Origin of the sequence: Pantoea phytobeneficialis (assembly GCF_009728735.1) — a bacterium.
GTDB lineage: Bacteria > Pseudomonadota > Gammaproteobacteria > Enterobacterales > Enterobacteriaceae > Pantoea > Pantoea phytobeneficialis.
Window position 1 is genome coordinate 4,097,932 of the sequence record NZ_CP024636.1, and the last position, 24,133, is coordinate 4,122,064.

Annotated in this window: 21 protein-coding genes and 1 pseudogene; 5 read left to right on the top strand and 17 right to left on the bottom strand. The window is 57.9% G+C overall.

All coding sequences use genetic code 11. The annotated features are described in order from the left end of the window. Positions 1-115: 115 nt before the first annotated feature. Entirely contained in the window at positions 116-895 is a 780-nt protein-coding gene (locus CTZ24_RS19095) for an L-threonylcarbamoyladenylate synthase (RefSeq protein ID WP_021184918.1), read from the top strand. 222 nt (positions 896-1,117) lie between these two features. Here CTZ24_RS19095 and CTZ24_RS19100 read toward each other — a convergent pair whose 3' ends face one another. From CTZ24_RS19100 to CTZ24_RS19110, 3 genes are all read right to left on the bottom strand, one after another. Next, positions 1,118-2,134 carry a zinc-dependent alcohol dehydrogenase family protein gene (locus tag CTZ24_RS19100; RefSeq protein ID WP_208724351.1) on the bottom strand — a complete coding sequence of 339 codons (1,017 nt, stop codon included), beginning with the start codon at positions 2,132-2,134 and terminating at the stop codon, positions 1,118-1,120. Positions 2,135-2,278: 144 nt separating this feature from the next. Further along, a complete protein-coding gene (locus CTZ24_RS19105; RefSeq protein WP_208724352.1) occupies positions 2,279-3,415 on the bottom strand; it encodes an epoxide hydrolase family protein in 1,137 nt (378 codons plus the stop codon). A gap of 46 nt (positions 3,416-3,461) precedes the next feature. Beyond that, the gene (locus CTZ24_RS19110) at positions 3,462-4,283 is read right to left on the bottom strand and encodes an SDR family oxidoreductase (protein ID WP_208724353.1); all 822 of its coding nucleotides are present in this window, start codon (positions 4,281-4,283) and stop codon (positions 3,462-3,464) included. 95 nt (positions 4,284-4,378) lie between these two features. Here CTZ24_RS19110 and CTZ24_RS26985 point away from each other — a divergent pair. Both CTZ24_RS26985 and CTZ24_RS19115 read left to right on the top strand, forming a co-directional pair. Further along, positions 4,379-4,513, top strand: a pseudogene (locus tag CTZ24_RS26985) (helix-turn-helix domain-containing protein); the annotation flags it as partial. Positions 4,514-4,625: 112 nt separating this feature from the next. Then, positions 4,626-5,249, top strand: coding sequence for a LysR substrate-binding domain-containing protein (locus CTZ24_RS19115; RefSeq protein ID WP_437180266.1), 624 nt, complete (start codon positions 4,626-4,628; stop codon positions 5,247-5,249). Here CTZ24_RS19115 and CTZ24_RS19120 read toward each other — a convergent pair. Beyond that, the gene (locus CTZ24_RS19120) at positions 5,240-5,881 is read right to left on the bottom strand and encodes a hydrolase (RefSeq protein WP_021184923.1); all 642 of its coding nucleotides are present in this window, start codon (positions 5,879-5,881) and stop codon (positions 5,240-5,242) included. The genes CTZ24_RS19115 and CTZ24_RS19120 overlap by 10 nt on opposite strands. Before the next feature lie 238 nt (positions 5,882-6,119). On the opposite strand from CTZ24_RS19120, the gene CTZ24_RS19125 reads away from it, so the two are divergent. Further along, positions 6,120-7,034 carry a bestrophin family protein gene (locus tag CTZ24_RS19125; protein WP_208724354.1) on the top strand — a complete coding sequence of 305 codons (915 nt, stop codon included), beginning with the start codon at positions 6,120-6,122 and terminating at the stop codon, positions 7,032-7,034. Positions 7,035-7,042: 8 nt separating this feature from the next. Here CTZ24_RS19125 and CTZ24_RS19130 read toward each other — a convergent pair whose 3' ends face one another. The 3 genes from CTZ24_RS19130 to CTZ24_RS19140 form a co-directional block, all read right to left on the bottom strand. Further along, positions 7,043-7,939, bottom strand: a complete 897-nt coding sequence (locus CTZ24_RS19130) for an alpha/beta hydrolase (RefSeq protein WP_208725596.1) — start codon at positions 7,937-7,939, stop codon at positions 7,043-7,045. 173 nt (positions 7,940-8,112) lie between these two features. Continuing rightward, a complete protein-coding gene (locus CTZ24_RS19135; RefSeq protein WP_021184926.1) occupies positions 8,113-8,439 on the bottom strand; it encodes a hypothetical protein in 327 nt (108 codons plus the stop codon). A gap of 92 nt (positions 8,440-8,531) precedes the next feature. After that, positions 8,532-9,740 carry an MFS transporter gene (locus CTZ24_RS19140; RefSeq protein WP_208724355.1) on the bottom strand — a complete coding sequence of 403 codons (1,209 nt, stop codon included), beginning with the start codon at positions 9,738-9,740 and terminating at the stop codon, positions 8,532-8,534. 92 nt (positions 9,741-9,832) lie between these two features. On the opposite strand from CTZ24_RS19140, the gene CTZ24_RS19145 reads away from it, so the two are divergent. Then, entirely contained in the window at positions 9,833-10,765 is a 933-nt protein-coding gene (locus CTZ24_RS19145) for a LysR family transcriptional regulator (protein WP_208724356.1), read from the top strand. A 71-nt stretch (positions 10,766-10,836) separates the two neighbouring features. On the opposite strand, the gene CTZ24_RS19150 is transcribed toward CTZ24_RS19145, so the two are convergent. From CTZ24_RS19150 to CTZ24_RS19195, 10 genes are all read right to left on the bottom strand, one after another. Further along, positions 10,837-11,334: a TIGR00645 family protein gene (locus tag CTZ24_RS19150; protein ID WP_208724357.1), complete on the bottom strand. Its 498-nt coding sequence runs from the start codon at positions 11,332-11,334 to the stop codon at positions 10,837-10,839. Between the two features lie 54 nt (positions 11,335-11,388). Beyond that, positions 11,389-14,064 carry a two-component system sensor histidine kinase KdpD gene (kdpD, locus tag CTZ24_RS19155; protein WP_021184929.1) on the bottom strand — a complete coding sequence of 892 codons (2,676 nt, stop codon included), beginning with the start codon at positions 14,062-14,064 and terminating at the stop codon, positions 11,389-11,391. Between the two features lie 100 nt (positions 14,065-14,164). Continuing rightward, complete coding sequence (gene kdpC, locus CTZ24_RS19160) at positions 14,165-14,737, bottom strand: potassium-transporting ATPase subunit KdpC (RefSeq protein WP_021184930.1); 573 nt, start codon at positions 14,735-14,737, stop codon at positions 14,165-14,167. Between the two features lie 11 nt (positions 14,738-14,748). Next, a complete protein-coding gene (gene kdpB, locus CTZ24_RS19165) occupies positions 14,749-16,797 on the bottom strand; it encodes a potassium-transporting ATPase subunit KdpB (protein ID WP_208724358.1) in 2,049 nt (682 codons plus the stop codon). A gap of 7 nt (positions 16,798-16,804) precedes the next feature. After that, positions 16,805-18,484, bottom strand: coding sequence for a potassium-transporting ATPase subunit KdpA (kdpA, locus tag CTZ24_RS19170; protein WP_208724359.1), 1,680 nt, complete (start codon positions 18,482-18,484; stop codon positions 16,805-16,807). Continuing rightward, complete coding sequence (gene kdpF, locus CTZ24_RS19175; RefSeq protein WP_071783594.1) at positions 18,484-18,573, bottom strand: K(+)-transporting ATPase subunit F; 90 nt, start codon at positions 18,571-18,573, stop codon at positions 18,484-18,486. The genes kdpA and kdpF overlap by 1 nt, the downstream gene beginning before the upstream one ends. A 108-nt stretch (positions 18,574-18,681) precedes the next feature. After that, on the bottom strand, positions 18,682-19,848 hold the full coding sequence (locus CTZ24_RS19180) for an HD-GYP domain-containing protein (RefSeq protein WP_208724360.1): 1,167 nt from the start codon (positions 19,846-19,848) through the stop codon (positions 18,682-18,684). Between the two features lie 195 nt (positions 19,849-20,043). Continuing rightward, positions 20,044-21,003, bottom strand: coding sequence for a 2-hydroxyacid dehydrogenase (locus CTZ24_RS19185; RefSeq protein WP_208724361.1), 960 nt, complete (start codon positions 21,001-21,003; stop codon positions 20,044-20,046). Continuing rightward, positions 20,984-22,378 carry an MFS transporter gene (locus CTZ24_RS19190; protein WP_208724362.1) on the bottom strand — a complete coding sequence of 465 codons (1,395 nt, stop codon included), beginning with the start codon at positions 22,376-22,378 and terminating at the stop codon, positions 20,984-20,986. The genes CTZ24_RS19185 and CTZ24_RS19190 overlap by 20 nt, the downstream gene beginning before the upstream one ends. Positions 22,379-23,617: 1,239 nt before the next feature. After that, the gene (locus tag CTZ24_RS19195) at positions 23,618-24,124 is read right to left on the bottom strand and encodes a GNAT family N-acetyltransferase (protein ID WP_021184937.1); all 507 of its coding nucleotides are present in this window, start codon (positions 24,122-24,124) and stop codon (positions 23,618-23,620) included. Positions 24,125-24,133: the final 9 nt, after the last annotated feature.

A 24,133-nucleotide genomic window follows, 5' to 3' on the forward strand; every position in this document is an offset into this window, starting at 1 on the left:
ATAAATAATGGCAGAGCATATCCTGAAGAAATATCGGGTTAATAACGTAATCCCTTATATTCATCGCAGGTAATATTCCTGTGCGTCATATTTTGTATGCAGATAGGGTCTTTCCATGAGCGGTAAAAAAATAACCTGGAATGGCGGGTTACAGCACGAAGCCATCGACATTCTGGCCAAAGAGGGCGGCATGATCGTCAGCCCCACCAAGGTCGGCTACATCATTATGACCTCCGATAAAGCCGGTCTGGAGCGCAAGTTCGAGGCGAAAAACCGTAATCGCAACAAGCCAGGCGTGGTGCTGTGCGGCTCGCTGGAGCAACTGCGTTCCCTGGCACAGCTCAACCCGGAAATCGACGAACTGTATCAACGCCACTGGGATCAGGACATTTTGCTGGGCTGCATCTTACCGTGGCGTGAAGATGCGTTGTCGCGTATTCCGGCTGACGGTTCCAAAGCGTTAATGATGGATGGCCGCCAGACCAGCTGTTTCGTGATTAAATTCGGCAAGCCGGGTGAAATACTGGCAAAAGAATTGTGGGAAAAACACGGTAAATTCTCCTTTGCCAGCTCCGCTAACCCATCCGGTCAGGGTAACCGCGGTCTGGTTGAAGGTATTGGCGAACGCATTGAATCCCGTGCCGATTTAATTATTGCTGCCAACGATTACGTGAAATCCATTCAACCCAATGACGACAACAAAGTGCGTTATGAGCAGGGAGTGATGGTGTCGATGGTGGATAATGAAGGTCGTTTAATCCCGGAGCAAAAAGGCGAGCGCAAAATCACACCCTGTCCGGTGCTGATCCGCAAAGGTCTTGATGTTGATAAGATTATGTCGCTGCTGTCCGATATTTTCCCTTCGTGGGATTATCGTCACGGCGATTATTATTAATTTGTAGCGCGATGAATCGCGCCGCGACGAAATTTTGCAGATATTGTTCATAACAGCGCGATGAATCGCGCCGCGACGAAACTTTGCACATATTATTCATTACAGCGCGATGAATCGCGCCGCTACGAAACTTTGCAGATATTGTTCATAACAGCGCGATGAATCGCGTCGTTATGAAACTTTGCAGATACGGTAGCGGCGCGATTTATCGCGCAATGAAATTTACCACTCCACCGTAATCTTGCCGAAGTGACCGGCGTTTTGTTGATGCTGAAACGCGGCCGGTAGATCTCCCAGGGTGCCGTAACTGTCGCTGATCACCGGACGAATGCCGGTCTGCTCCAGTGCGCGCACAAAGTCCTGCTGCTGGCGGCGATGGCCGACAATCAATCCCTGAATGCGCGCCTGCTTTGCCATTAACAGCGAGGTAGGGATCACGCCTTCACGCCCGGTCAGCACACCGATCAACGCAATATGACCACCGACACGCACCGCTTCGATCGATTGCGCCATCGTGCCGGGACCGCCCAGCTCAATCACCACATCCGCACCCTGACCCTGCGTCAATTGCTGCACCGCTTTGCCCCACTCCGGCGTGCTGCGATAGTTAATCACCTCATCCGCGCCCAGCTCGCGCGCACGCGCCAGCTTTTCATCGGACGAGGAGGTGACGATCACCCGAGCGCCCATGCTTTTGGCAATTTGCAGCGCGGTGATGGACACGCCACCGGTACCCAGCGTCAGAATGGTATCACCCGCTTTGATCTGCGCATCACCCACCAAGGCGCGCCAGGCCGTCAGACCGGAGGTAGTGATGGTCGCCGCTTCCGCATGTCGCCAGCCTTTTGGTGCCAGGGTGAAGTGGCTGGCCGGACGCACCACCACTTCTGCGGCAAAACCGTGCGCACCATCGCCCGGTGTTTGGGCAAAGTTTCCGACCTGAGCCGAGGATAATCCGTCTTGCCACTGCGGGAAGAAGCCGGATACCACATGATCGCCCACCTTAAATTCGCTGACGCCAGCGCCAATCTCTTCCACCACCCCCGCGCCGTCTGCCATCATAATGCGGCCATCAGCGGTCGGAATGGCCCCCTGGGCGACCAGTAAATCGTGGAAATTCAGTGAAGTGGCATGAATTGCCACCCGGATTTCACCCGGCCCAGGTTTGCCGGGGTCCGGCAGGTCCACCAATTGCAAATTCTCCAGTCCACCGGGGCTTTTTAAGATCATCGCTTGCATTGTCAGTCATCCTCGTCAGCAAAAAGGTAAGTGTGGCAGTGATAGCGAATCCCTGCCTTTTCCGATGGTGCTCAGCATGACAAAGGAGAAGACATCACGGAAATCGTGATTTTTGATTTTAGATATCGCCAGAAATGATACCTTTCAGCGCAATGGCTGATAAAACGCCCGAATCTCCTGCGCCAACAACTCTGGTTCCTCCATCGCGGTAAAATGCCCACCGCGTGGCAATTCATGCCAGTGCCGAATAGCCAGATTCTGCTCTGCCCAGTGGCGCGGCGGCGGCATCAGGTCATACGGAAAACGCGTCAGCCCGGTCGGCACGGTGATTTTCGCCATCGGCGGAAGCGAGTGGCTGTTTTCGTAATAGAGGTTGGCTGAGGTGCCGAAGCTAGCGGTAAGCCAGTACAACATGATGTTATTGAGCAACTCATCTTTGCTGAAGCGGCCAAACACATTGCCCTGGCAATCACCCCAACTGTGGAATTTCTCCAGAATCCAGCTTGCCAGTCCGACCGGGGAATCATTGAGCGCGAATGCCAGGGTTTGCGGTTTGGTGGATTGCAGCGCCATATACGCCCCTTCCTGCGTAATCCATTTCATCGCTGCCGCCTGATAGTCGCGCGCTTCATCGGTAAGATCTGCACCGGTCGCCTGCATCAACGGGCGTACCAACCCGATATCGGTGAGGTGAATACCCACCAACCTGTCGGGATGCTGCACCGCAAGGTAGCGGGTGACGCCAGAACCAATATCGCCCCCACTGGCGGCGAAACGCGGGTAGCCCAACTCGGTCATCAACTGCGCCCAGAGATCAGCGATTTGCGCGTTGTTAACCCCGCCCGGCGGGCAGGCCGAAAAGGCAAAGCCCGGTAGCGATGGCACGATAACATCGAACGCATCCTCCGCCTTGCCACCAAAACGTGCCGGATCGGTCAACAGCGGGATAATTTTCTGGTAGCGCAAAAACGAATCGGGCCAGCCGTGAGTCAACAACAGCGGCAACGGGTCAGGCCCGTTGCCGCGTTGATGGACAAAATGGATCTGCGTCTCATCCTGCCGCCAGTAATAATGCCCAAGCTGGTTAAGGTCGCGCTCCTGCTGACGCCAGTCATACTGATGCAGCCAGTAATCCACCAACGCTTTCAGCTCATCAGGCGCGGTGCCTTTCTGCCACGCAGCGCCGGGCAGGGTCGCCGCCCAGCGCGTCTGGCGCAGACGCCATTCGAGGTCATCCAACTGTGATTGCGCGATATCAATCTGAAACGATTGCACAGACATAGCAACTCCTGGAGTTTAATCAGGCTCTGCCTCTACTGTAGTCTGCTCAGGCATCCGCGCCATAGGCCAGTGCTTTTTGCGTATGCAACTCCGCCAGACGATTTTGTAAGGCCATATCAATGTGCTGATAAGCGGTGCTGCCAAGTGCCAGTCGCAACGGCATCTGCGGCTGTTCCAGGGTGGCGATCATCGCTGTCACACATTTTTCTGCATCACCGAGGATGGCAAACTCCCCTGACTGCAACCTGCGTCGCAGCTCGCCCGAGGCGGTAGCGCGATAGCATTCCAGCGCCGTAGCCACATCCAGTCCGGCACCAAAGTTGGTCGCTGTCGGGCCAGGTTCCACCAACAAAAAGTCGATGCCAAAGCTCACGACCTCCTGGCGTACCGCCTCAACAAAACCCTCAATGCCCCATTTGGTGGCGTGATACAGGCTGAAGTTGGGATAAGCCACCTGGCCGCCTTCCGACGACAATTGGGCAATGCGACCGCCGCCCTGCTGACGCAGCAGCGGAATCGCTGCACGAATCAGCTGAATTGAGCCGGTGAGGTTGGTGGCAATTTGCCGTTCAATTTGCGCATCACTCAGCTCCTCGGCGGCACCAAACAGGCCGTAAGCGGCGTTGCTCACCACCACATCAATGCGCCCGGCGCTGGCAAAAGCTTGCGTGATGGCGGGTGCAATGGTGGCGGTCTGCGCCAGATCCAACGCGATAACCTGCAAACGTTCAGCGTAGCGTTGTTGCAGGTCAGCCATCGCCGCCACCCGACGAACGCAGGCAATCACAACATCACCACGCGCAAGTAAGCGTTCACTCATCAAACGACCCAGCCCATTGCTGGCACCGGTAATTAACCAGGTTTTCATCTTTGTTTCCTCCTGTTGAAAACCTGATGGTAGATCGCTTTACTGGTGGTTATCGTCTCCCTAATCGCGCATGACCTGGTGAGGAAAAACCACCAATGAGAAGACCTTCGTGGCATGAACTGCAAGCCATCAGAACGCTGGCGGAGCAGCGCAGCTTTCGCCGCGCCGCCGAAATGCTCGGGCTAAAACGTTCCTCACTCAGCCATCTGGTAAAAGGGTTGGAACACAATCTGGGTGTGCAGTTGTTTCAGCGCACCACGCGGAGCGTGGCACTGACCGAGGCCGGTCAACGGTTACTCAGTCGGCTGACGCCGCTATTGAATGAGATGGACGAGGTGCTGTTTGACGTCAGCGCTCAGCGCCAGCGATGCGGCAATTGGCTTACTGCTAACGCATGTTATTCCGGCGTTCAGCGTCCAATATCCGCAAATAGAACTGGACCTCGCCGCGCAGGGTGCACTGGTGGATATCACCGCGCAGGGTTTTGATGCCGGCATTCGGCTGATTGAAGACGTGCCGCAGGATATGGTGGCAGTGCCGCTTGGCGGCCCGCTGACGTTTGTTACCGTGGCAGCCGGGGCTTACCTCGCTGATCATCCGCCGGTACAGCATCCGCAGGATTTACAGCAGCACCAGTGCATCCGCCAGCGGCTGCCGAGTGGCAAACGCTATCGCTGGGAATATCAACGGCAGGGGGAGTCGCTGGAAATGGATGTGCCGGGTACGCTGACACTCGACAGTAACGCGCTGATGGCCCAGGCGGCTATCAGCGGTTTAGGTATCGCTTACCTGCCGCTGCCGTACGCCAGCGCAGGATTAGCCAACGGCCAGCTGGTGGAGTTGCTGGCCGAGTGGCGTGTGCAGTCGGCGGGCATCGCCTTGTGGTTTCCACCTAACCGCCATCAGTCGATGGCGCTACGGCTGTTTATCGATGCCCTGAAAACGTATCTGCCCTATTACAGCTGACGTTGCGGCGCTTTATGCACCATAGTGTAGGCATAATCAACGCCCATACCGTAGGCACCGCTGTGCTCACGCACCAGGTCCATCACCGCGTCATAGGTCTCTTTGCGTGACCAGTCGCGCTGGTACTCCAGCAGCACCTGCTGCCAGGTCACCGGCACCGCACCCGCCTGCACCATCCGTTGTACCGAACGTTCGTGGGCATCCACGCTGGTGCCGCCTGAGGTGTCAGTCACCACATAGACTTCATAACCCGCTTTCAGCGCCATCAGTGCCGGGAAGGTCAGGCACACTTCGGTCCACAGCGCAGAGATAATCAGCTTTTTACGTCCGGTTTTTTCTACCGCGGCAACAAATTTGGCATCTTCCCATGAGTTCATTGAGGTTCGCTCAATCGGCTTCGCTTCCGGGTGTACCGCCAGCAGTTCCGGCCAGATGTAGCCGCTAAAGCTTTCGGTTTCCACCGAGGTGTAAATCACCGGCACGTCGAAAATCTTGCCCGCTTTTGCCAGGGCAACGGTGTTATTTTTGAGCTGCTGGCGATCGATATTGGCCACGCCAAATGCCATCTGCGGCTGGTGGTCGATGAAGATCAGGGTAGAGTTTTGCGGGTCGAGCAGGTCAAGTTTAGACATGGTAAATTCCTCAGCGGTATAGGTTTTGTGTGTTGTGTCGTTGAGATGAACTTTAAAAAAAGCCGTGCTGAAGAGATAACGGAAAGAATTTTATAAGTTGTTCAAAACGATTTTAGAAGATTGATTTAATTGAAAAAAACAACCTCCCCCTCGCCAAAAGCCTGCGAAACAACGTTGATCAGTCGGTGAAGACAGGCGTAACCTGTGATCACAAAATCAAAAATTCACCATCGCAAAAATGATTGTTCGCCCCCACCAGCATTGGTTCCTGCGGCTGTTTGACTGGCATGGTTCGGTGCTCACCAGCATCCTGTTCCGTCTGTCACTCAACCTGCTGATGTCGCTTGTCGCCATCCTCGGTTTTCCCTGGTATGAAACGCTCGGTATCCATCTGACCACCGCGCCGTTTAGCCTGATTGGTGTGTCGATCGCCATCTTCCTTGGCTTTCGTAACAACGCCAGCTACGCACGCTTTACCGAAGCCCGCACCCTGTGGGGGACATTGCTGATTACCCAGCGCTCCCTGTTGCGCCAGGTAAAAAGTATTCGCACGCTCAGCCTGGATCAGGCGCGTGAATTTGCCGATCTGCAAATTGCCTTCAATCTGAGCCTGAAACATCAACTTCGCCGCACGGACCCGCTGACGGATTTGCAGCGCACCCTGCCGCCGCGCTGGCACAATGCGGTGCTACATCAGCCGCTGGCGACCACGCAGATTTTGATGTGTATGGGGGAGTGGCTGGCGCAACAACGGCATGAAGGTCATGTGTCGGATATTGTCTGGCAAAGCATCGATGAGAACCTGAATCATCTTTCCACGATACTGGGCGGATGCGATCGTATCGCCAGCACGCCGATTCCTTTTGCCTACAGTTTGATTCTGCACCGTACCGTGTATCTGTTCTGCACCCTGCTGCCTTTTGCGCTGGTGTCAGATCTGCACGCCATGACGCCACTGGTGTCGGTGTTTATCTCCTACACCTTTTTGTCGCTGGAATCGTTGGCGGAGGAACTGGAAGACCCGTTTGGTACCGCGCCGAATGACCTACCGTTGGACGCCATTTGTGTGGCGATTGAGCGTAACCTGAAGGCGATGAACGGTGATCCGTTGCCGGAACCGTTGCAGCCGGATAAATATTTTAATCTTACGTAAGCCACAGCTTAGCCCAGATGGTCCAGCCAGCGCGTATAAGCCTGATCCCACAGTGCCGCTGGCGTTCCCGCTTTACCCAGGCCAAAACCGTGCCCGCCACTGCTCAGCTCGATCAGCTCCACTGGCACGCGCATACGGCGGCAGGTATCACGCATTAATTCGGTGTTATACGGATTAGAGGTGTGGTCATCTTCCGCCTGCGCCAGAAAGGTGGGCGGATAGTTGTGGGTAACAAAGTTCTGTACCGACCAGTTGGCCTCTTCCGCCGGGGTGGCGTTTTTCCCCACCATCATCAAATGGGTGTTGGTGTGCTGATACGGTGCTTCAAGGGTGATCACCGGATAGATCAGGCCGACGCTGTCCACTTTCGGCACCACCTCATCAAGCGGGTCCTGCGCCGGATAGCTGTCGAAATCAGGGCGAGCCGCCGCCATTCCCAGCAGATGACCGCCCGCCGAGAATCCCAGCACATGGACTTTGCGTTCAAAGGAACGGACCAGACGAATCGCGCGCTGCGCATCCTGCAACGGGGCCAGATGGCCCGCCTGCCACTTCTCGCCCGGTAAGCGGTAACTCAGCACATAGGCGGTGTAGCCGTTGGCATTGAGCCAGCGCGCTACGGGCCAGGCCTCGCGCCCCATACCGATCCATTTATAACCGCCGCCCGCCGCAATCAGCACCGCTTCGCCATTGGGATTTTCCGGGCGAAAACGCTGGATAGCCGGGGAAACAATGTTGGACCAGGAACCGTTGGCACTGACACGCAGCAAACCCGATGGGCCTCCGCCGCCGGGCGGATCTTCCGGCCAGAGAGGGATAATGTCATCACGGGCAAACAGTTTGCCTGTGGTCATCGAAAGTACTGTTGCCCCGGTTGCCAGCAAAAGGCGGCGACGCGTTATCATCATGCTGTGAAGCCACTGTCAGGAAAGGGACAGCCTTGAGGCTGTGTCTCGTTATGGTGATGCAAGTCCAATGCCAAACGCTGGCGATTATGTACGCAATCTGTACAAAAAAGCTATAAAAAACGCGCCAAAAATGGCGCGAATTTTAGGGCTACCCCGGTCGAGAAAAAGATTTAATCTTCCTGCTGAAATTGCGTCATCACCGTCTGTTCGCATTGCTGCTGGTTATGACGCAACTGGCTGCGTTCATCCTCGCCCAACTGTAACCAACCGCTGATCACTTCCTGCGCCATCTCTTCATCGAATTCCGACTGACCGCTGGCGATTTGCGCCTTCATTTTTGTCACATAACTGTCCATCGTTCCGGTGCTTTTTTCGCTGCTTACCAGATGGCACAACTGGCTGGCATAGACGTTTTGTTCCGCGTCTGCGTTGGGATCTTCCGCCAGCGCACTGGTCGACAGTGACAGCCCAATGAGGGCGAGCAACCAAACTTTCATAACAGGCTCCTGTAGTTGCCAGAAATTGCGATGCCCCATGTTGCGCACCTGTTGCCATCCATGCAACTAAATTCATCAGGCAGCCTGCCACATCAGTTTTTCAGGTGACGGCTCGCCAGACGAATCATCAGGCTTATCGCCGCCGCCAGGGTCGAGAGCGCTACCACACCGGTCCAGCCCCAGTGCGCCAACGCCAGACTACCCAACGCGGCACCGGTTGCCATACCGATAAACACCACGGTGAACATCAGGGCGTTAAGACGGCTACGCGCTTCCGGTGCGAGGCTGTAGACCAGCGTCTGATGCGCCACCAGCGTCGCCTGTACGCCGAGGTCAAAACCGACGGTACTGATGATGATTAACCCAAGCTGGGCGGATACCGGCAACACCGGCAACAGGAACATCAGCGCAAAAGACACCATGACCAGCGTGGCACCATATTGGGTCACACGGGCCGGACCAATGCGGTCGGCAAAGCTCCCCGCCAGCGGTGCGGCCAGCGCACCGGCGGCACCCGCCAGGCCAAAGGCACCTGCCACTGCGCTATCCAGATGGAAGCGATCGCTCAGCATCAGCGCCAACGTTGACCAGAAGGCGCTAAAACCTACGGACAGCAAGCCTTGCGCCAGTGCGGCACGGCGCAGCGTCTGGTGATGCTGCCACAGATGCGCCAGCGACAGCAGCAGACGCGGATAACTCACCGAGGTGCCCGGTGTAAAGCGTGGCAGTACGCGCCACAGGGCGAGGCTGATCATCAGTACCGCTGCGGCGGCCACCAGGTACATGGTGCGCCAGCCGAAGTACTCCGCCACCACGCCGCTCACCACCCTGGAGAGCAGGATGCCGACCAACAGCCCGGTCATCACCGTACCCACGGTTTTCCCCCGGCTACGTTCCGGGGCCAGCGCTGCCGACGCCGGAACGATATCCTGCGCCACGGTGGCGGTTAAGCCGGTAACAAAGCTGGCGATCAGCAGCGCGTTCAGGCCGCCGGAGAAACCACACAGCAGCAGCGCCGCCATCAGCAGCAAACCTTTTATCAGGATGATGGTACGACGATCGTGGCGGTCGCCAAGCGGGGCCAGCAGCAGGATGCCCAGCGCATAGCCTGCCTGCGTCAGCATCGGCACCATGCCGACACTGCCAATGCTGGCGTTAAATTGTTTGCTGATGATATCCAGCATCGGCTGGCTGTAGTAAATCGATGCGACACTCAGACCGGCACCCGCCGCCAGCGTAAAGACCAGCGGTGTGGGCAGTGACTCAGTGATCTGTTCAGATGATTGCGTCATGGCAGACATATTCGGTTCCCCCGTGAAAGTGCGTTTATTAAAGCGCGTCACAGCCATACGCGGTAGACTGATGAAAAGCAAAACCGTTATACGTGGTACGTATGAGCAATCTTTCCAGCGTTGATCGCATCGAGCTGATGCAAACCTTTATTCGCATCGTGGAGAGCGGCTCCTTGTCGGCTGCTGCCGCGCAACTCGGCACCACCCAACCGACCATCAGCCGCCGTTTGCAGGCGCTGGAGCAGCGGCTGGGGCTAAAGCTGATTCTGCGCACCACCCATGCGCTGAAACTCACCGATGACGGCGAGCGTTGCTACCAGCAGGCACGCCAACTGCTCGCCACCTGGTACGCGCTGGAAGATGAGTTGACCGGTGCCAGCGATGATCCGGTGGGCACACTACGGGTGCGAGCGCCACATGCGTTTGGCCAGGATCAGTTGGTCGCGCCGCTGGTGGATTATCTGCAACGCTATCCGCGTCTGAATGTGGAGTGGATGCTGAACGACCGCACGCCCGATTTTGTCGCCGAAAACGTCGACTGTGCCATTCAGGTCGGTGCGCCGACCGACCCTTCAGTGGTGGCCATTCTGCTGGCGGAGGTGCCGCGTTTTGTCGTGGCGGCCCCGTCGTTACTGGCCGCGCATCCGCCGGTGGAAAAGGTTGAACAGTTACCGCATCTGCCGTGGCTGGCACTCACCAGTTTTTATCACGGCGAGATAGCGCTCCAACGCCTGAGCGACGGGCATCCGGTGAATCTGGCAATCAGCCCACGCCTGGCCAGCGACAGCCTGTACGCGGTTCGCAAAGCCGCACTGGCGGGCATGGGCGCGGCCGTGGTGTCGTCATGGGTGGTGCAGGAGGATTTGGCGCGCGGCGATTTGATTCAACTGGTGCCAGAGTGGCAGGCACCGCCGTTACCGGTATGGCTAACCTATCCGTGGGCCAGTTACTACCCGGCGAGGTTGCAGAAGTTTTTTGCCATGATTCGCGAGGTGATGCCGCAGTTAGCGGGGACACAACCCGCAGGCAGGTAGCGGCGCGATTTATCGCGCAATTTCGTGCGCGGTGCGGGAAAAAACGCGCGATAAATCGCGCCGCTACGTCATTATTTTTTGTCTGCTTTGGACATATTGTCCAGATAACCCATGACAAACGCCGACAGCACAAACGTCAGGTGGATAATCACAAACCACATCAGTTTATCATTGGCGACGTTGCGCGCTTCCATAAACACCCGCAGCAGGTGAATTGAGGAAATCGCCACAATCGACGCCGCCACTTTATTCTTCAGCGAACCGGAATCCATCTTGCCGAGCCAGCTCAGCTTCTCTTTGTGTTCAGCGATATCCAGCTTAGAAACAAAGTTCTCATAACCGGACAGCATCACCATCACCAGCAGGCCACCAACCAGCGTCATATCCACCAGCGACAGCAGCAGCAGAATCAGGTCGTTTTCACCGATGCTGAGGATGTCAGGCAACAGGTGAAAAATCTCCTGGAAAAACTTAATCGTTAGCGCCAGCAATCCCAGTGAAAGTCCGATGTAAACCGGTGCCAGCAACCAGCGCGATGCATACATCAGGTTCTCGGTAAAACGTTCCATAATTTCCCATTAATCAACCGACAAGCCGGCGATTATAACCGAACAAATGTGAAGTTATTTCAGCCCGTCTTCAGAAATTTCAGGAGGCGGCGGCAGCGGCAGCGAGAGCCGGAACGAAGCGCCGCCTTCGGGACGGTTCTCCGCCCAGATGCGTCCACCGTGAGATTCGACAATGGTTTTGCAAATCGCCAGTCCGAGACCCACGCCCGGCACGGCCGATTCTTTATCGCCACGGGCAAACTTATCAAAGATGCGTGTCAGGGCATCCGGCGCAATCCCCGGGCCGCTATCCCAAATGGCGATTTCCAGCCGGGTATTTTCACGCCAGGCGCGAATGCCATGCTGTGCCGCGTTCCCGGCATATTTCAGGCTGTTTTCGATGATATTGGTAAACACCCGCTCCAGCATGCTGCTGTCGCCTTTGATCAACACCAGCTCAGCAGGCAGATCGAGGGTGAAGTCATGGCCTTTCAGCGAGGGGCCCATGCTGCTCAGCGCCCCACCGATCACCTCATCCAGCGCCACCCACTCTTCACGCAGATTCAACCCGCCAGACTGGATGCGCGCCATATCCAGCATGTTGCTGACCAGCCGGATGGTACTTAGCGTCTGCTCGCGGATCTGATTTGCCTGTGCGACATATTTCGGCTGTTCGCTGGCAAGGTCGAGCATCAGCATTTCCGCCTGACCGAATAACACCGTCAGCGGCGTGCGCAGGTCATGCGACAGCGCCGACAGCAACGCGTTACGCAGTTGCTCGCGCTCCGCCGCCAGGCGCGAAGCGGCTTCGCTTTGCGACAGCGCCATCCGTTCCAGTGCGTTGGCGATCAATACGGTGAAGGTTTCCACCAGCCTCTGCTGTTCCGGGATCATCAGCTGACGTAAATTCTCTGGCTCCACCACCAGCAGGCCACGGCAGTGGTTACCGCTTTTTAGCGGCAGAATCTGGTACGGCACCGCCGGTAAGGTATCGGTGCCGGCCCCGGCGGGTTGCCCTTTGCTGTAGCTCCACTTAGCAATGCCCAGGTCCGGTGGCGTGCCCATGCTGCTTTCCCCCACCGCCTGCAACTCGCCCTGCTCATCCGGCAGCAGCAGCAGACTGCGTGCCTGAAGCGTCACCTCAATCACCCGCTGGCTGGTGCTGGCGATATCCTGTGGCGTCAACGCGCTGCCAAGCGACTTCGCCATCTCATACAGATGGCGTGCCCGCTGCTCGCGATAACGCGCCACCCTCGCCTGGTAACGCACACCTGCCGTCAGATTACCGACAATCACCCCCACCGCCAGCATCACCCCGAAAGTCACCAGATATTGCAGATCCGACACCGCCACGGTGCCGGTCGGTGCCACAAAGAACAGGTCAAAGGCGAGGATGTTGATCACCGTGGCGAAGACCGACGGCCAGCGACCAAAGCGCAGCGCGACAATCACCACCGCCAGCAGATAGATCATCACGCCATTGGCCGGGGCAAACTCAACCAGCAACCAGCGACCTGCGGCGGTAACCAGGATGCACAACACCAGCGCCATCAGGCAGCCGCGGAGCTGCATACGCCATTTTTCCGCGCTGGCGCGCTGACCATTTAGCTGCGAAGGGGCATCACGTACCGGTTCATCCAGCGCCACCACCAGCAAATCGAGGTCTGGCCCCAGTTCACCGAGCCGCTGGGCAAAACTGTCACGCCGCCAGCGCCGCTGTGGCTGGCGGCCGGTGACGATCTTGCCGAGGTTGTGTTCACGGGCGTAGCGCAGTACCGCGCGTGCCTCGTCGGGATCGGACAAAGTGGCGGTTTCCGCCCCCAGCTCCTGCGCCAGTTGCAGCGTGCGCAGAATGGCGCGGCGACGCGCTTCCGGCAGGCGATTCAGGCGTGGCGTTTCCACGTACACCGCGTGCCACTCGCTGCCAAGCCGTGCCGCCAGCCGTGCAGCGGTACGCACCAGCTTTTCACTGCCGGTGTCATCGCCTATGCACAACAGAATGGCATCACGCGTGTGCCACACCTTGTCGCGTCCCTGTTGATCGCGCCAGGCACGCATCTGGTCATCGACCCGGTCAGCGGTACGGCGCAGCGCCAGTTCACGCAGGGCAAACAGATTGCCTTTACGGAAGAAGTTTTCGATAGCACGTTCGGCGCGGTCGCCAACGTAGACTTTGCCCTCCTTCAGCCGCTGACGCAGATCATCGGGAGGCAGATCCACCAGCACCACTTCGTCCGCGGCATCGAAGAAGGGATCGGGCACGGTTTCGCGCACCTGAATACCGGTAACGCCACCGACCACATCGTTCAGGCTTTCCAGATGCTGCACGTTGACAGTGGTGATCACATCGATACCGGCATCGAGCAACTCTTCAATGTCCTGCCAGCGCTTCGGATGGCGTGAACCCTGCACGTTGGTGTGCGCCAGTTCATCCATCAGGATCACCGCTGGATGGCGTGCCAGCGCGGCATCCAGATCGAACTCCGCGTGCCGTGAACGGCCGGTGGCGCGACGTGGCAAAACCGCCAGCCCCTGCAACAGGGCGGCGGTTTCATCACGGCCGTGGGTTTCGACCACGCCCGCCAGCACATCCAGTCCCTGGGCACGCAGACGTTGCGCCTCCTGGAGCATGGCGTAGGTTTTCCCCACCCCGGCACAGGCACCAAAGTAGATTTTGAGTTTGCCGCGATGGCTATCGCTGTGGTTCAGCAGCAGCGCATCGGGGTCCGGGCGCGGCAGTTCGTCGTTCATGTTCAGTCCGTTATCTCTCCGATCCGTAGCGGCGCGATTTATCGCGCAGATTTTTCCCACCGCGTGCACAAAACCGCGCGATAAATCGCGCGCTACGGTGTTAGTTGTTTAATGCATCCAGTGCCATATTTAACCGCAGCACGTTCACCGTCTCTTCGCCAGTAAACGGCAGCAACGGACGTTCAGTATGGCGTGCAATCAAGGCTTCAACCTCCTGCAACGGCATCTGGCGCGCTGCTGCAATGCGCGGTGCCTGCCACAGCGCAGCTTTCGGGGAGATATCCGGGTCGAGGCCGCTGGCCGAAGCGGTCACCAGATCAACCGGAACCGCCGTCGGGGCCTGTGGATTGGCGGCACGCAGCGCCGCGACGCGCTCCGCCACCGCTTTATCCAGCGCCGGGTTGTTGCCTGCCAGATTGCTGCCACTGGAAGCCAGCGGATTATAGGCGCTGTCGCCAGTGGCCGACGGGCGGCCCCAGAAATGACCGGGCTGGCTGAATGCCTGACCAATCATGGCAGAACCTCGCACCTCACCATTCTGCTCCAGCAGCGAACCATTGGCCTGCGTCGGGAACCACCATTGCGCCAGGCCGGTGGTGAGTAGCGGATATACGCCACCCGTGATGACCGCCAGCAGCACTAACAATACAATAGCCGGACGTAACTGACTCATTTCTCTTCTCCTTACGCCAAGCCCAACAGGGTCAGCAACACATCAATCGCTTTGATGCCGATAAACGGCACCACCAGCCCACCCACCCCGTAAATCCACAGGTTGCGGCGCAGCAACGCAGCGGCACTCAGCGGGCGGTAGCTCACCCCTTTCAGGGCCAGCGGGATCAGGAATACAATCACCAGCGCGTTAAAAATTACCGCAGACAAAATGGCGGAGTTGGGGGAGTGCAGCTGCATCACATTCAGCATGTTGAGCTGCGGATAGGTGGTGGCAAACGCTGCCGGGATGATGGCGAAATATTTCGCCACGTCGTTGGCGATACTGAAGGTGGTCAGTGAGCCGCGTGTCATCAGCATCTGTTTCCCGATGTGCACCACCTCCAGCAGCTTGGTCGGGTTGGAGTCGAGATCGACCATATTCCCCGCCTCTTTCGCCGCCTGGGTGCCGGAGTTCATCGCCACCGCGACGTCAGCCTGCGCCAGTGCCGGGGCATCGTTGGTGCCATCGCCAGTCATCGCCACCAGCCGCCCTTCCGCCTGATACTGGCGAATCAGCGCCAGCTTGGCTTCCGGGGTCGCTTCCGAGAGAAAATCGTCCACGCCCGCTTCAGCCGCAATCGCGGCAGCGGTTAACGGGTTATCACCGGTGATCATCACGGTCTTGATGCCCATTTTGCGCAGTTCGGCAAAACGCTCTTTGATGCCACCTTTTACGATATCTTTCAGCGCCACCACGCCCAGCACCTGAGCGCCTTCCGCCACCACCAGCGGTGTCCCACCGGCACGCGCCACCTCTTCCACCGCGGCATTCACCTCCGCCGGGAAGCGGCCATTGCTGGCTTCGATATGGCGGCGCACCGCATCCACCGCCCCTTTACGAATCAGGCGATCCTGCACGTTCACGCCGCTCATACGCGTTTGCGCTGAGAACGGGATAAAGCTGGCCCCCATGCTGCTGAGGTCACGCTCACGCAGGTTAAACTTCTGCTTTGCCAGTACCACAATGCTGCGCCCTTCCGGCGTCTCATCGGCCAGCGAGGCCAGTTGCGCTGCATCGGCCAGTTGCTGTTCGCTGACGCCGGGCGCTGGCAGGAACTGCGTCGCCTGACGGTTGCCGAGGGTGATGGTGCCGGTTTTGTCCAGCATCAACACATCAACGTCACCCGCCGCTTCCACCGCACGGCCACTGGTGGCGATAACATTCGCGCCGAGCATACGGCTCATTCCCGCCACGCCGATTGCCGACAATAAGCCACCGATGGTGGTGGGGATCAGGCACACCAGCAGCGCGACCAGCACGGTGATGCTGACCGGCGTACCGCCCCAGGCAGAGAATGGCCACAAGGTTACGGTCGCCAGCAGGAACACGATGGTGAGCGACACCAGGAGAATGGTCAGCGCAATTTCATTCGGGGTTTTACGGCGTTTGGCACCTTCCACCATAGCGATCATGCGGTCGAGGAAGGTTTCCCCCGGATTAACGCTGCACTGGATCACCAGCCAGTCGGAAAGTATGCGCGTGCCGCCGGTCACCGAGGCAAAATCACCGCCGGATTCACGGATCACCGGGGCCGATTCGCCGGTAATGGCGCTTTCGTCCACCGATGCCCCCCCTTCCAGCACTTCGCCATCGCACGGAATGATGTCACCCGCTTCCACCAGCACCACATCGCCTTTGCGCAGGCTATCCGCCGAAGCGGCTTTCCAGGCGGCTCCGTAGTGCGGCTCCGCCAGTTTTTTCGCATCGACGCTTTTTTTCACCCCTTTCAGGCTGTTGGCCTGGGCTTTGCTTCGCCCTTCCGCCAGCGCTTCCGCGAAGTTGGCGAACAGCACGGTAAACCACAGCCAGACCGCCACCCCGGCGGTAAAACCGGCGCTACCGTTTAATTGCCCTGCGGCCATGCCGATCGCCAGTACGCTGGTCAGCACGCTACCGAGCCACACCAGAAACATCACCGGGTTGCGAAACTGCACGCGTGGATCGAGTTTTTTCACCGCATCCAGCATAGCGACGCGCGTCAGTCGCGCATCAAACAGGGCCAGTTGTTGACGACTCATGATTCCGTTATCCCTGAATTAATTGCAGATGTTCCGCCACCGGACCAAGCGCCAGTGCGGGGATGAAAGTCAGCGCACCCACCAGCAGCACGGTGCCAATCAGCAGGGCGACAAACAGCGGGCCGTGCGTCGGCAGTGTCCCGTTACCCACCGGTTGCACTTTTTTCACCGCCAGCGAACCGGCAATCGCCATCACCGGAATGATGATGCCGAAACGACCAACAAACATGCAGACCGCCAGCAGCAGGTTCCAGAATGGCGTGTTGGCGCTCAAACCGGCAAAGGCGCTGCCGTTGTTGTTGGCAGCCGAAGAGACGGCGTACAGCACCTCGCTGAAACCGTGGGTGCCGGGGTTAGCCATACCGGCCCGGCCCGCTTCGGTCATCATCGCCAGCGCCGTGCCGATCAACACCAACGTCGGCGTCACCAGAATCGCCAGCGCGGTCATCTTCATCTCCCAGACGTCGATTTTTTTACCGAGGAATTCCGGGGTACGGCCAATCATCAGGCCCGCGATAAACACCGCCAGCAGCACGAACAACAACATGCCGTACAACCCGGCCCCCACGCCGCCGAACACCACTTCACCCAGTTGAATCAACCACATCGGCACCATGCCGCCCAACGCGGTGAAGGAGTCGTGCATCGCATTCACCGCACCACAGGAGGCCGCCGTAGTGATCACCGCAAACAGGCTGGAATTGAGGATGCCAAAGCGCGTCTCCTTGCCTTCCATGTTGATGGCACTGTCAGCTCCCAGCGTCAGGAAGTGCGGATTACCGCGCAGCTCAGCCCACATCACCGTGACCACCGCCAGCACAAACATCAACGTCATCGCCCACAGCAACATATGCCCCTGACGACGATCGCCCACCTGCTGACCAAACGCGAAACACAGCGCCGCCGGGATCAGGAAGATACTCAGCATCTGCACGAAGTTGGTCAGCGCATTGGGGTTTTCAAACGGGTGCGCCGAGTTAGCGTTGAAGAACCCCCCGCCGTTGGTGCCGAGCATTTTGATCGCTTCCTGCGACGCTACCGGACCGAGCGACAAGGTTTGCTGCGCCCCTTCCAGCGTGGAGATCGCATGATAGGGTTCAAAGGTCTGAATGCTGCCCTGACTGACGAAGAACAGCGCCATCAGCAGGCTGATGGGGAGCAGCACATAAACCGTGATACGGGTCAGATCACGCCAGGCGTTACCCAGGGTCGCCAGCGAGCGATTGGCAAAACCACGAATCAACGCAAACGCTACGGCGATACCGGTGGCTGCCGACAGGAAGTTTTGCACCGTTAATCCCGCCATCTGGCTGAAGTAGCTCATGGTGCTTTCACCGCTGTAAGCCTGCCAGTTGGTGTTGGTGACAAAGCTGATGGCGGTGTTCAGCGCTAAATCCCAGCTCAGCCCCGGCAAGTGCTGCGGATTGAGCGGCAATGCGCCCTGCATCATCAGCATCACCAGCAACAAGACAAAGCCCAGCGCGTTAAACAGCAGAATCGCCAGCAGATAATGCGGCCAGCGCATCGCCTCGCCGTCAGCACCCGCCAGCCGCCACAGCGCGCGCTCGGTGCGCGGCAGCAGCGGTTTATCGGCAATCATCAGCGCCAGAACGCGTCCAAGCGGCTGCGCCAGCACCATCAGCACCAGCAGAAACACCGCGATCAGCAGAAATGCATTGGCAGCCATCAGAATGCCTCCGCGTTAAGCAGGGCATAAAACAGATAGCCCAGTAATAAAAACACCAGCACGATGCCGGTTATCACGCCCACACTCACAGCGACCTCCAGAGGATTTGGTTGTGCTGCAAGCATGCGCGCGGCGATATAAAGAAGAGGTAAAAAGGCGATTGGCGGGCGTAAAAAAAGTATAAAAATGGTCGAAAATCAGGCGCTTTCCAGCGCCCAGATACGATTGAGATCGATGTTATGCCACATGCTGCTGTCTTCGGCACCGGTGATGCTGTCGGTACAAAAGCTGTCGCCGAGATCAAGCTCTTCTGGTTTGATTTCCCGCTGCGCATGCAGCGACCAGAAGACATGCACTTTCGGCTTCAAGAGCGATTGCTCACCGGCTTGTACCACCAGCGCTACCCGCCCGGAGGCCAGCCGCACCAGCGATCCCACCGGATAGATACCAATGGAACGCACAAAGGTTTGCAGCAATTTGATATCGAAGTGGCCACGCCAGCTCAGCATGTTGTGCATCGCTTCAGCCGGGGTCCAGCCTTTACGGTAGGGGCGATCGGAGGTCACGGCATCGTACACGTCGCACACCGCTGCCATACGTGAAAAAAGGCTGATCTCTTCCCCTTTCAGGCCGTGCGGATAGCCGCTGCCATCCATTTTTTCATGATGATGGAGCGTAATATCCAGTAAATCCTCATCCGCGTCGGCTTCCATCAGCATCTGCGCGCCGACAATCGGATGTTGGCGCATGATCGCCATCTCTTCCGGGGTGAGCCTGCCAGGTTTGTTGAGAATCTCCAGCGGCACCGCCGCCTTGCCGACATCATGCAGCAATCCGCCCATGCCTACGCGCCGCTGCTGTTGTTCATCCAGCCCGAGTTTTTTACCGAGCGAAATCATCAAACCACATACCGCCATCGAGTGCAGATAGGTGTAGTCGTCATGGTTTTTCAAGCGCGCCATACTGAGTAACGCGGTGGGTTCACGCGTCAGCGATCCGGCGATTTCGTCCACCAGGTTCAGGGTATAGTTGAGGTCGAGGCCCTGCCCAAGGCGCGCTTCGTTGAACATTGCCAGCACCTGGGGTTTACCCTGGATAAAGATCGCCTGCGCCTGGTCAATTTCGTGAAAAAACGGCGTTTGCGGAATTTCTTTTTTCGGTTCAGGTGGCTTCTGTGGTGCCTGCACCGATTTATCAAGATCGATCCAGACTTCAAGGATCCCTTCATTACGGATCCAGGCGATCTGGCGTTTATCAGTGATCAGCATCTGGTTGCGAATGCGTTTGTCTTTGATCCACCACACCTCCAGTTTGTGGACAAACATCCCCGGCCGCAGTTCGTCAACGGTTATCAGCTTTATCACGATATCTCTCCTTAATATCAGTGGATGGTAGAGAGATATCGGCAACTGAACAAAATATCTTCAGGCGGTTTTGTGCGATCTGCGGAGTAGCGCGATAAAGTCAGTGATGCCGGGAGGTTTTGGCACATACCGTAGCGGCGCAATTTATTGCGCAAATCCGTGCATGTTGCGCGATAAATCGCGCCGCTACTTCGGTCAAACCACCCTGGTCAGCACCGCTTCGCCTTGTGCAAAGGCCAGCAGATTTTCAAATACCAAATCTGCCATCGCCGCCATCGTCTCCTCGGTGCTGCTGGCGAGATGCGGAGTGATGACCACATCATCACGCTGGCGCAGCGCCGCGGGAACGGCGGGTTCCTGTTCAAACACGTCCAGCCCGGCCCCGGCGATTTCACCGGCTTGCAGCGCGGCGATCAGCGCCTGTTCATCCACCACGCTGCCGCGTGCGATGTTGATAAGAAAGCCTTTGGGTCCGAGCGCACGCAGTACCCCGGCATCCACCAGATGATGGGTCGCCGCGCCACCCGGCAGCGTCAGCACCAAAAAGTCGGCGCGCTGTGCCAGCGACAACAACGAATCATGGCGGGTATAAGGGACATCCGGGCGTGAACGTGGGTTGTAGTAATGAATATCCATATCAAAGGCCTGGGCGCGCTTCGCCAGCGCTTTGCCAATGCCCCCCAAGCCGACAATGCCGCACACCTTGCCCCCTACTTTGGTGGTGAGCGGATAACGCCCCTGGCTCTGCCATTGTCCTGCGCGCGTGTAACGATCCGCCGCGCTGATCCGGCGTGCTACATCGAGCAGTAGCGCCATGCCGGTATCGGCGACGCAGGCGTTGAGCACACCAGGAGTGTTGGTCACCACGATACCGCGCGCCTCGGCTGCTGCGATGTCGATGGCGTCATAGCCCACACCGTTGCTGCAAATCACTTTCAGGTTGGGCAGTTGGTCCATCAACTCGGCGCTGGCGCCCATCAACGCGTTGCCGCTGGTAACCAGCGCGTCAATTTCCGCGCCGTGCTGTGCCAACCAGGCGGCCTGATCATCCTGCTGCCACAGGCGGTAAGTGGTAAACTGCGCATCCAGGTTGTCCTGCAAGCGTACCGGCAGTAACGGACCTTTCATCAATACCTTAAACTGCGTTGATGCCATCTTCTTTCCCCTGTTTTTCATACGATGTAACGCCAGATTCCTGCTCCTCGCCGACACGTTCGATCGGTCCCATCACCAGCCAGAACAGCAAGGCAGCGACCACGCAGTGCGCGCCGACAAACACCAGGCCGATGCTGTAGCTACCGGTCACGCCAACGATGATGCCGAACAGCAGCGGCGTGAGAAAACCCGCGATATTGCCGATGCCATTGAAGATCGAGCCGGCCAGGCCCACCGCTTCTTTCGGCGCGGTATCGCTGACTATCGTCCAGGTACCCGCTCCGGCGGCGACCCCTTTGCCAAAGAAGGCGAAGGACATGATGGCGATGATGCCGACGTTGCTCGGGATCACCGCCGCGAGAATCAGCGTCGCCGCCATCAGCATGCCGACGATATAGGGCGTTTTACGCGCCCAGGAGATGCTCCAGCCACGCGCCAGCAGCTTATCCGAGATGAAGCCCCCGCTGATGCCACCGGCAAAACCAAACAACGCCGGAGCAATGGTGGCAAACCCGGCATCAAGAATGTTCATACCGCGCGCCTGCACCAGGTAGATCGGGAACCAGGTGATAAAAAAGTAACTCAGCGCGATGATGCAGTACTGACCGATGTAGGCGCACCACAGCATCCGGTTGCTGAGCAGTTTTTTGAACATCGCTTTGCTCAGTGCCGGGCGGGCTTTGAGCGTTTGCGCCGCATCGATATCCACCAGCGCGCCACCGTCCACGATATGGCGCAGTTCGTTTTCCGACACCTGCGGGTGCTGTTTCGGGCTGCGCATGTACGCCGCCCAGACAAACACCGCCAGCACGCCGATGCCGCCCAGCACAAAGAACGGCCACTCCCAGCCATAGCGCGAAACCAGCCAGCCGGAGAGCGGTGAGAAGATCGCCACGGCAAAATATTGCGCCGAGCTGAAGAGCGACGAGGCGCGCCCACGTTCCGCGCTGGGGAACCACATGATCACCACGCGAGCGTTGGCCGGAAAGCTGGGTGCCTCGATCAGACCGAGGACAAAGCGCAACGCAAACATCAGCGCCAGCGCCGCCGTCATGCCGCTGGAAAACTCACCAACAAAACCCATCGCAAGGGTGGCAAGCGACCAGAGCGCCAGCGTCACGCCATAAACCTTTTTGGTGCCGAAGCGATCGAGGAACAATCCTCCGGGAATCTGGCCGATCACGTAGGCCCAGCTAAAGGCGGAGAGGATCAGCCCCAGTTGGATCGCCGATAGCCCAAACTCCTCTTTGATCGCTGAACCAGAGATCGACAGGATCGAGCGGTCGGCGTAGGCCACGACGGAAAGAAACAGGATCAACATCAGGACCCAGATACGGACATGGCTGGTACGGCCAGCGTTTTTTTGTTGTGACATGGGGTGAATTCCTTAATCAGGGGGAGCCTCCTGCCCCGGATGATGTATTCAGGAATACCGCTTAAATTTCCCTGTTGAGAAAATATAGAGAGCCGGACATGGCGCGGTCATTGTGCGGATGGGGGAATTGCACGGGGAATTTCGCACGCGTTTTGGCGGATGCCACAAAGGAGGGTGCGGTGCTGCACAGAACCCTAAATCTTCCGACAGCAAAAGCCGGGAGTGTGCGCCAGGTCGAAGAAAATCATTCGTGATGCAACTATGAGCAGGCTAACACATTACGTAGCGGCGCAATTTCGTGCGCGTTGTAGGAAAATCCGCGCGATAAATCGCGCCGCTACGGACCGGTGTGAGCGGTAGCGGCGCAATTCATTGCGCAATTTCGTGTGCGCTGTGGGAAAAATCCGCGCGATAAATCGCGCCGCTACGGATCGGTGTGAGCGGTAGCGGCGCAATTCATTGCGCAATTTCGTGCGCGCTGTGGGAAAAATCCGCGCGATAAATCGCGCCGCTACGGATCGGTGTGAGCGGTAGCGGCGCAATTCATTGCGCAATTTCGTGCGCGCTGTGGGAAAAATCCGCGCGATAAATCGCGCCGCTACGGATCGGTGTGAGCGGTAGCGGCGCAATTCATTGCGCAATTTCGTGTGCGCTGTGGGAAAAATCCGCGCAATAAATCGCGTTGCTACGGACCGGTGTGATCGGTAGCGGCGCAATTCATTGCGCAATTTCGTGTGCGCTGTGGGAAAAATCCGCGCAATAAATCGCGTTGCTACGGACCGGTGTGATCGGTAGCGGCGCAATGCATTGCGCAATTTCGTGCGTGCTGTGGGAAAAATCCGCGCGATAAATCGCGCCGCTACGGATCGGTGTGAGCGGTAGCGGCGCAATTCATTGCGCAATTTCGTGCGTGCTGTGGGAAAAATCCGCGCGATAAATCGCGCCGCTACGGATCGGTGTGAGCGGTAGCGGCGCAATTCATTGCGCAATTTCGTGCGCGCTGTGGGAAAAATCCGCGCGATAAATCGCGCCGCTACGGATCGGTGTGAGCGGTAGCGGCGCAATGCATTGCGCAATCTCGTGCGCGCTGTGGGAAAAATCCGCGCGATAAATCGCGCCGCTACGGATCGGTGTGAGCGGTAGCGGCGCAATGCATTGCGCAATTTCGTGCGCGCTGTGGGAAAAATCCGCGCGATAAATCGCGCCGCTACGGACCGGTGTGAGCGGTAGCGGCGCAATTCATTGCGCCCACTCTTCCCGCAATACCGACATCACCACGATATCGTGGTACTCGCCATTTCGCAGGCAGGCTTTGCGCCGCACCCCTTCGTGCTGAAAACCGAGACGCTGGTACAAGCGCAGCGCGCGGTGATTATCGTGAAACGCCTCCAACTCCATACGCTGCACGCCCAGCCAGTTAAAGGCATAATCCATGCCGGTACGGATCAGTTTTTCACCAATACCGCGCCCACTGAATGCCGGGTCAACGCTGATGCCAAAGCTGATGCTGTGGCGGGTGCGGGGCCGATGTTCAACAAACAACGTCAGCTCCCCCACCAGGTTGCCGTCGATTTCCGCCACAAACGCAATGAAGCCTTCCGCATCCATTTTCTCAAATTTTTTCTCCCAGGTAGCAACGCTGGGAAAGGGTAGCTGCGTGGTCCATTCATAAACCGCCGGTTGGCTAAACAACCTTTGGTATGCCGCCGCATCACGCGGTTCACGGCCACGGATAATCAAATCCATATCGCTATT

What these genes read in the sequence shown, in the direction of transcription:
- CTZ24_RS19110 (WP_208724353.1), bottom strand. Translation starts at nt 4,283, where the DNA reads ATGAAAACCTGGTTAATTACCGGTGCCAGCAATGGGCTGGGTCGTTTG.
- CTZ24_RS19185 (WP_208724361.1), bottom strand. Translation starts at nt 21,003, where the DNA reads ATGGCATCAACGCAGTTTAAGGTATTGATGAAAGGTCCGTTACTGCCG.
- kdpC (WP_021184930.1), bottom strand. Translation starts at nt 14,737, where the DNA reads ATGAGTCAGTTACGTCCGGCTATTGTATTGTTAGTGCTGCTGGCGGTC.
- CTZ24_RS19140 (WP_208724355.1), bottom strand. Translation starts at nt 9,740, where the DNA reads ATGTCTGCCATGACGCAATCATCTGAACAGATCACTGAGTCACTGCCC.
- CTZ24_RS19130 (WP_208725596.1), bottom strand. Translation starts at nt 7,939, where the DNA reads ATGATAACGCGTCGCCGCCTTTTGCTGGCAACCGGGGCAACAGTACTT.
- kdpD (WP_021184929.1), bottom strand. Translation starts at nt 14,064, where the DNA reads ATGAACGACGAACTGCCGCGCCCGGACCCCGATGCGCTGCTGCTGAAC.
- CTZ24_RS19150 (WP_208724357.1), bottom strand. Translation starts at nt 11,334, where the DNA reads ATGGAACGTTTTACCGAGAACCTGATGTATGCATCGCGCTGGTTGCTG.
- CTZ24_RS19125 (WP_208724354.1), top strand. Translation starts at nt 6,120, where the DNA reads ATGATTGTTCGCCCCCACCAGCATTGGTTCCTGCGGCTGTTTGACTGG.
- kdpA (WP_208724359.1), bottom strand. Translation starts at nt 18,484, where the DNA reads ATGGCTGCCAATGCATTTCTGCTGATCGCGGTGTTTCTGCTGGTGCTG.
- CTZ24_RS19190 (WP_208724362.1), bottom strand. Translation starts at nt 22,378, where the DNA reads ATGTCACAACAAAAAAACGCTGGCCGTACCAGCCATGTCCGTATCTGG.
- CTZ24_RS19145 (WP_208724356.1), top strand. Translation starts at nt 9,833, where the DNA reads ATGAGCAATCTTTCCAGCGTTGATCGCATCGAGCTGATGCAAACCTTT.
- CTZ24_RS19135 (WP_021184926.1), bottom strand. Translation starts at nt 8,439, where the DNA reads ATGAAAGTTTGGTTGCTCGCCCTCATTGGGCTGTCACTGTCGACCAGT.
- CTZ24_RS19095 (WP_021184918.1), top strand. Translation starts at nt 116, where the DNA reads ATGAGCGGTAAAAAAATAACCTGGAATGGCGGGTTACAGCACGAAGCC.
- CTZ24_RS19195 (WP_021184937.1), bottom strand. Translation starts at nt 24,124, where the DNA reads ATGGATTTGATTATCCGTGGCCGTGAACCGCGTGATGCGGCGGCATAC.
- CTZ24_RS19105 (WP_208724352.1), bottom strand. Translation starts at nt 3,415, where the DNA reads ATGTCTGTGCAATCGTTTCAGATTGATATCGCGCAATCACAGTTGGAT.
- CTZ24_RS19100 (WP_208724351.1), bottom strand. Translation starts at nt 2,134, where the DNA reads ATGCAAGCGATGATCTTAAAAAGCCCCGGTGGACTGGAGAATTTGCAA.
- kdpB (WP_208724358.1), bottom strand. Translation starts at nt 16,797, where the DNA reads ATGAGTCGTCAACAACTGGCCCTGTTTGATGCGCGACTGACGCGCGTC.
- CTZ24_RS19120 (WP_021184923.1), bottom strand. Translation starts at nt 5,881, where the DNA reads ATGTCTAAACTTGACCTGCTCGACCCGCAAAACTCTACCCTGATCTTC.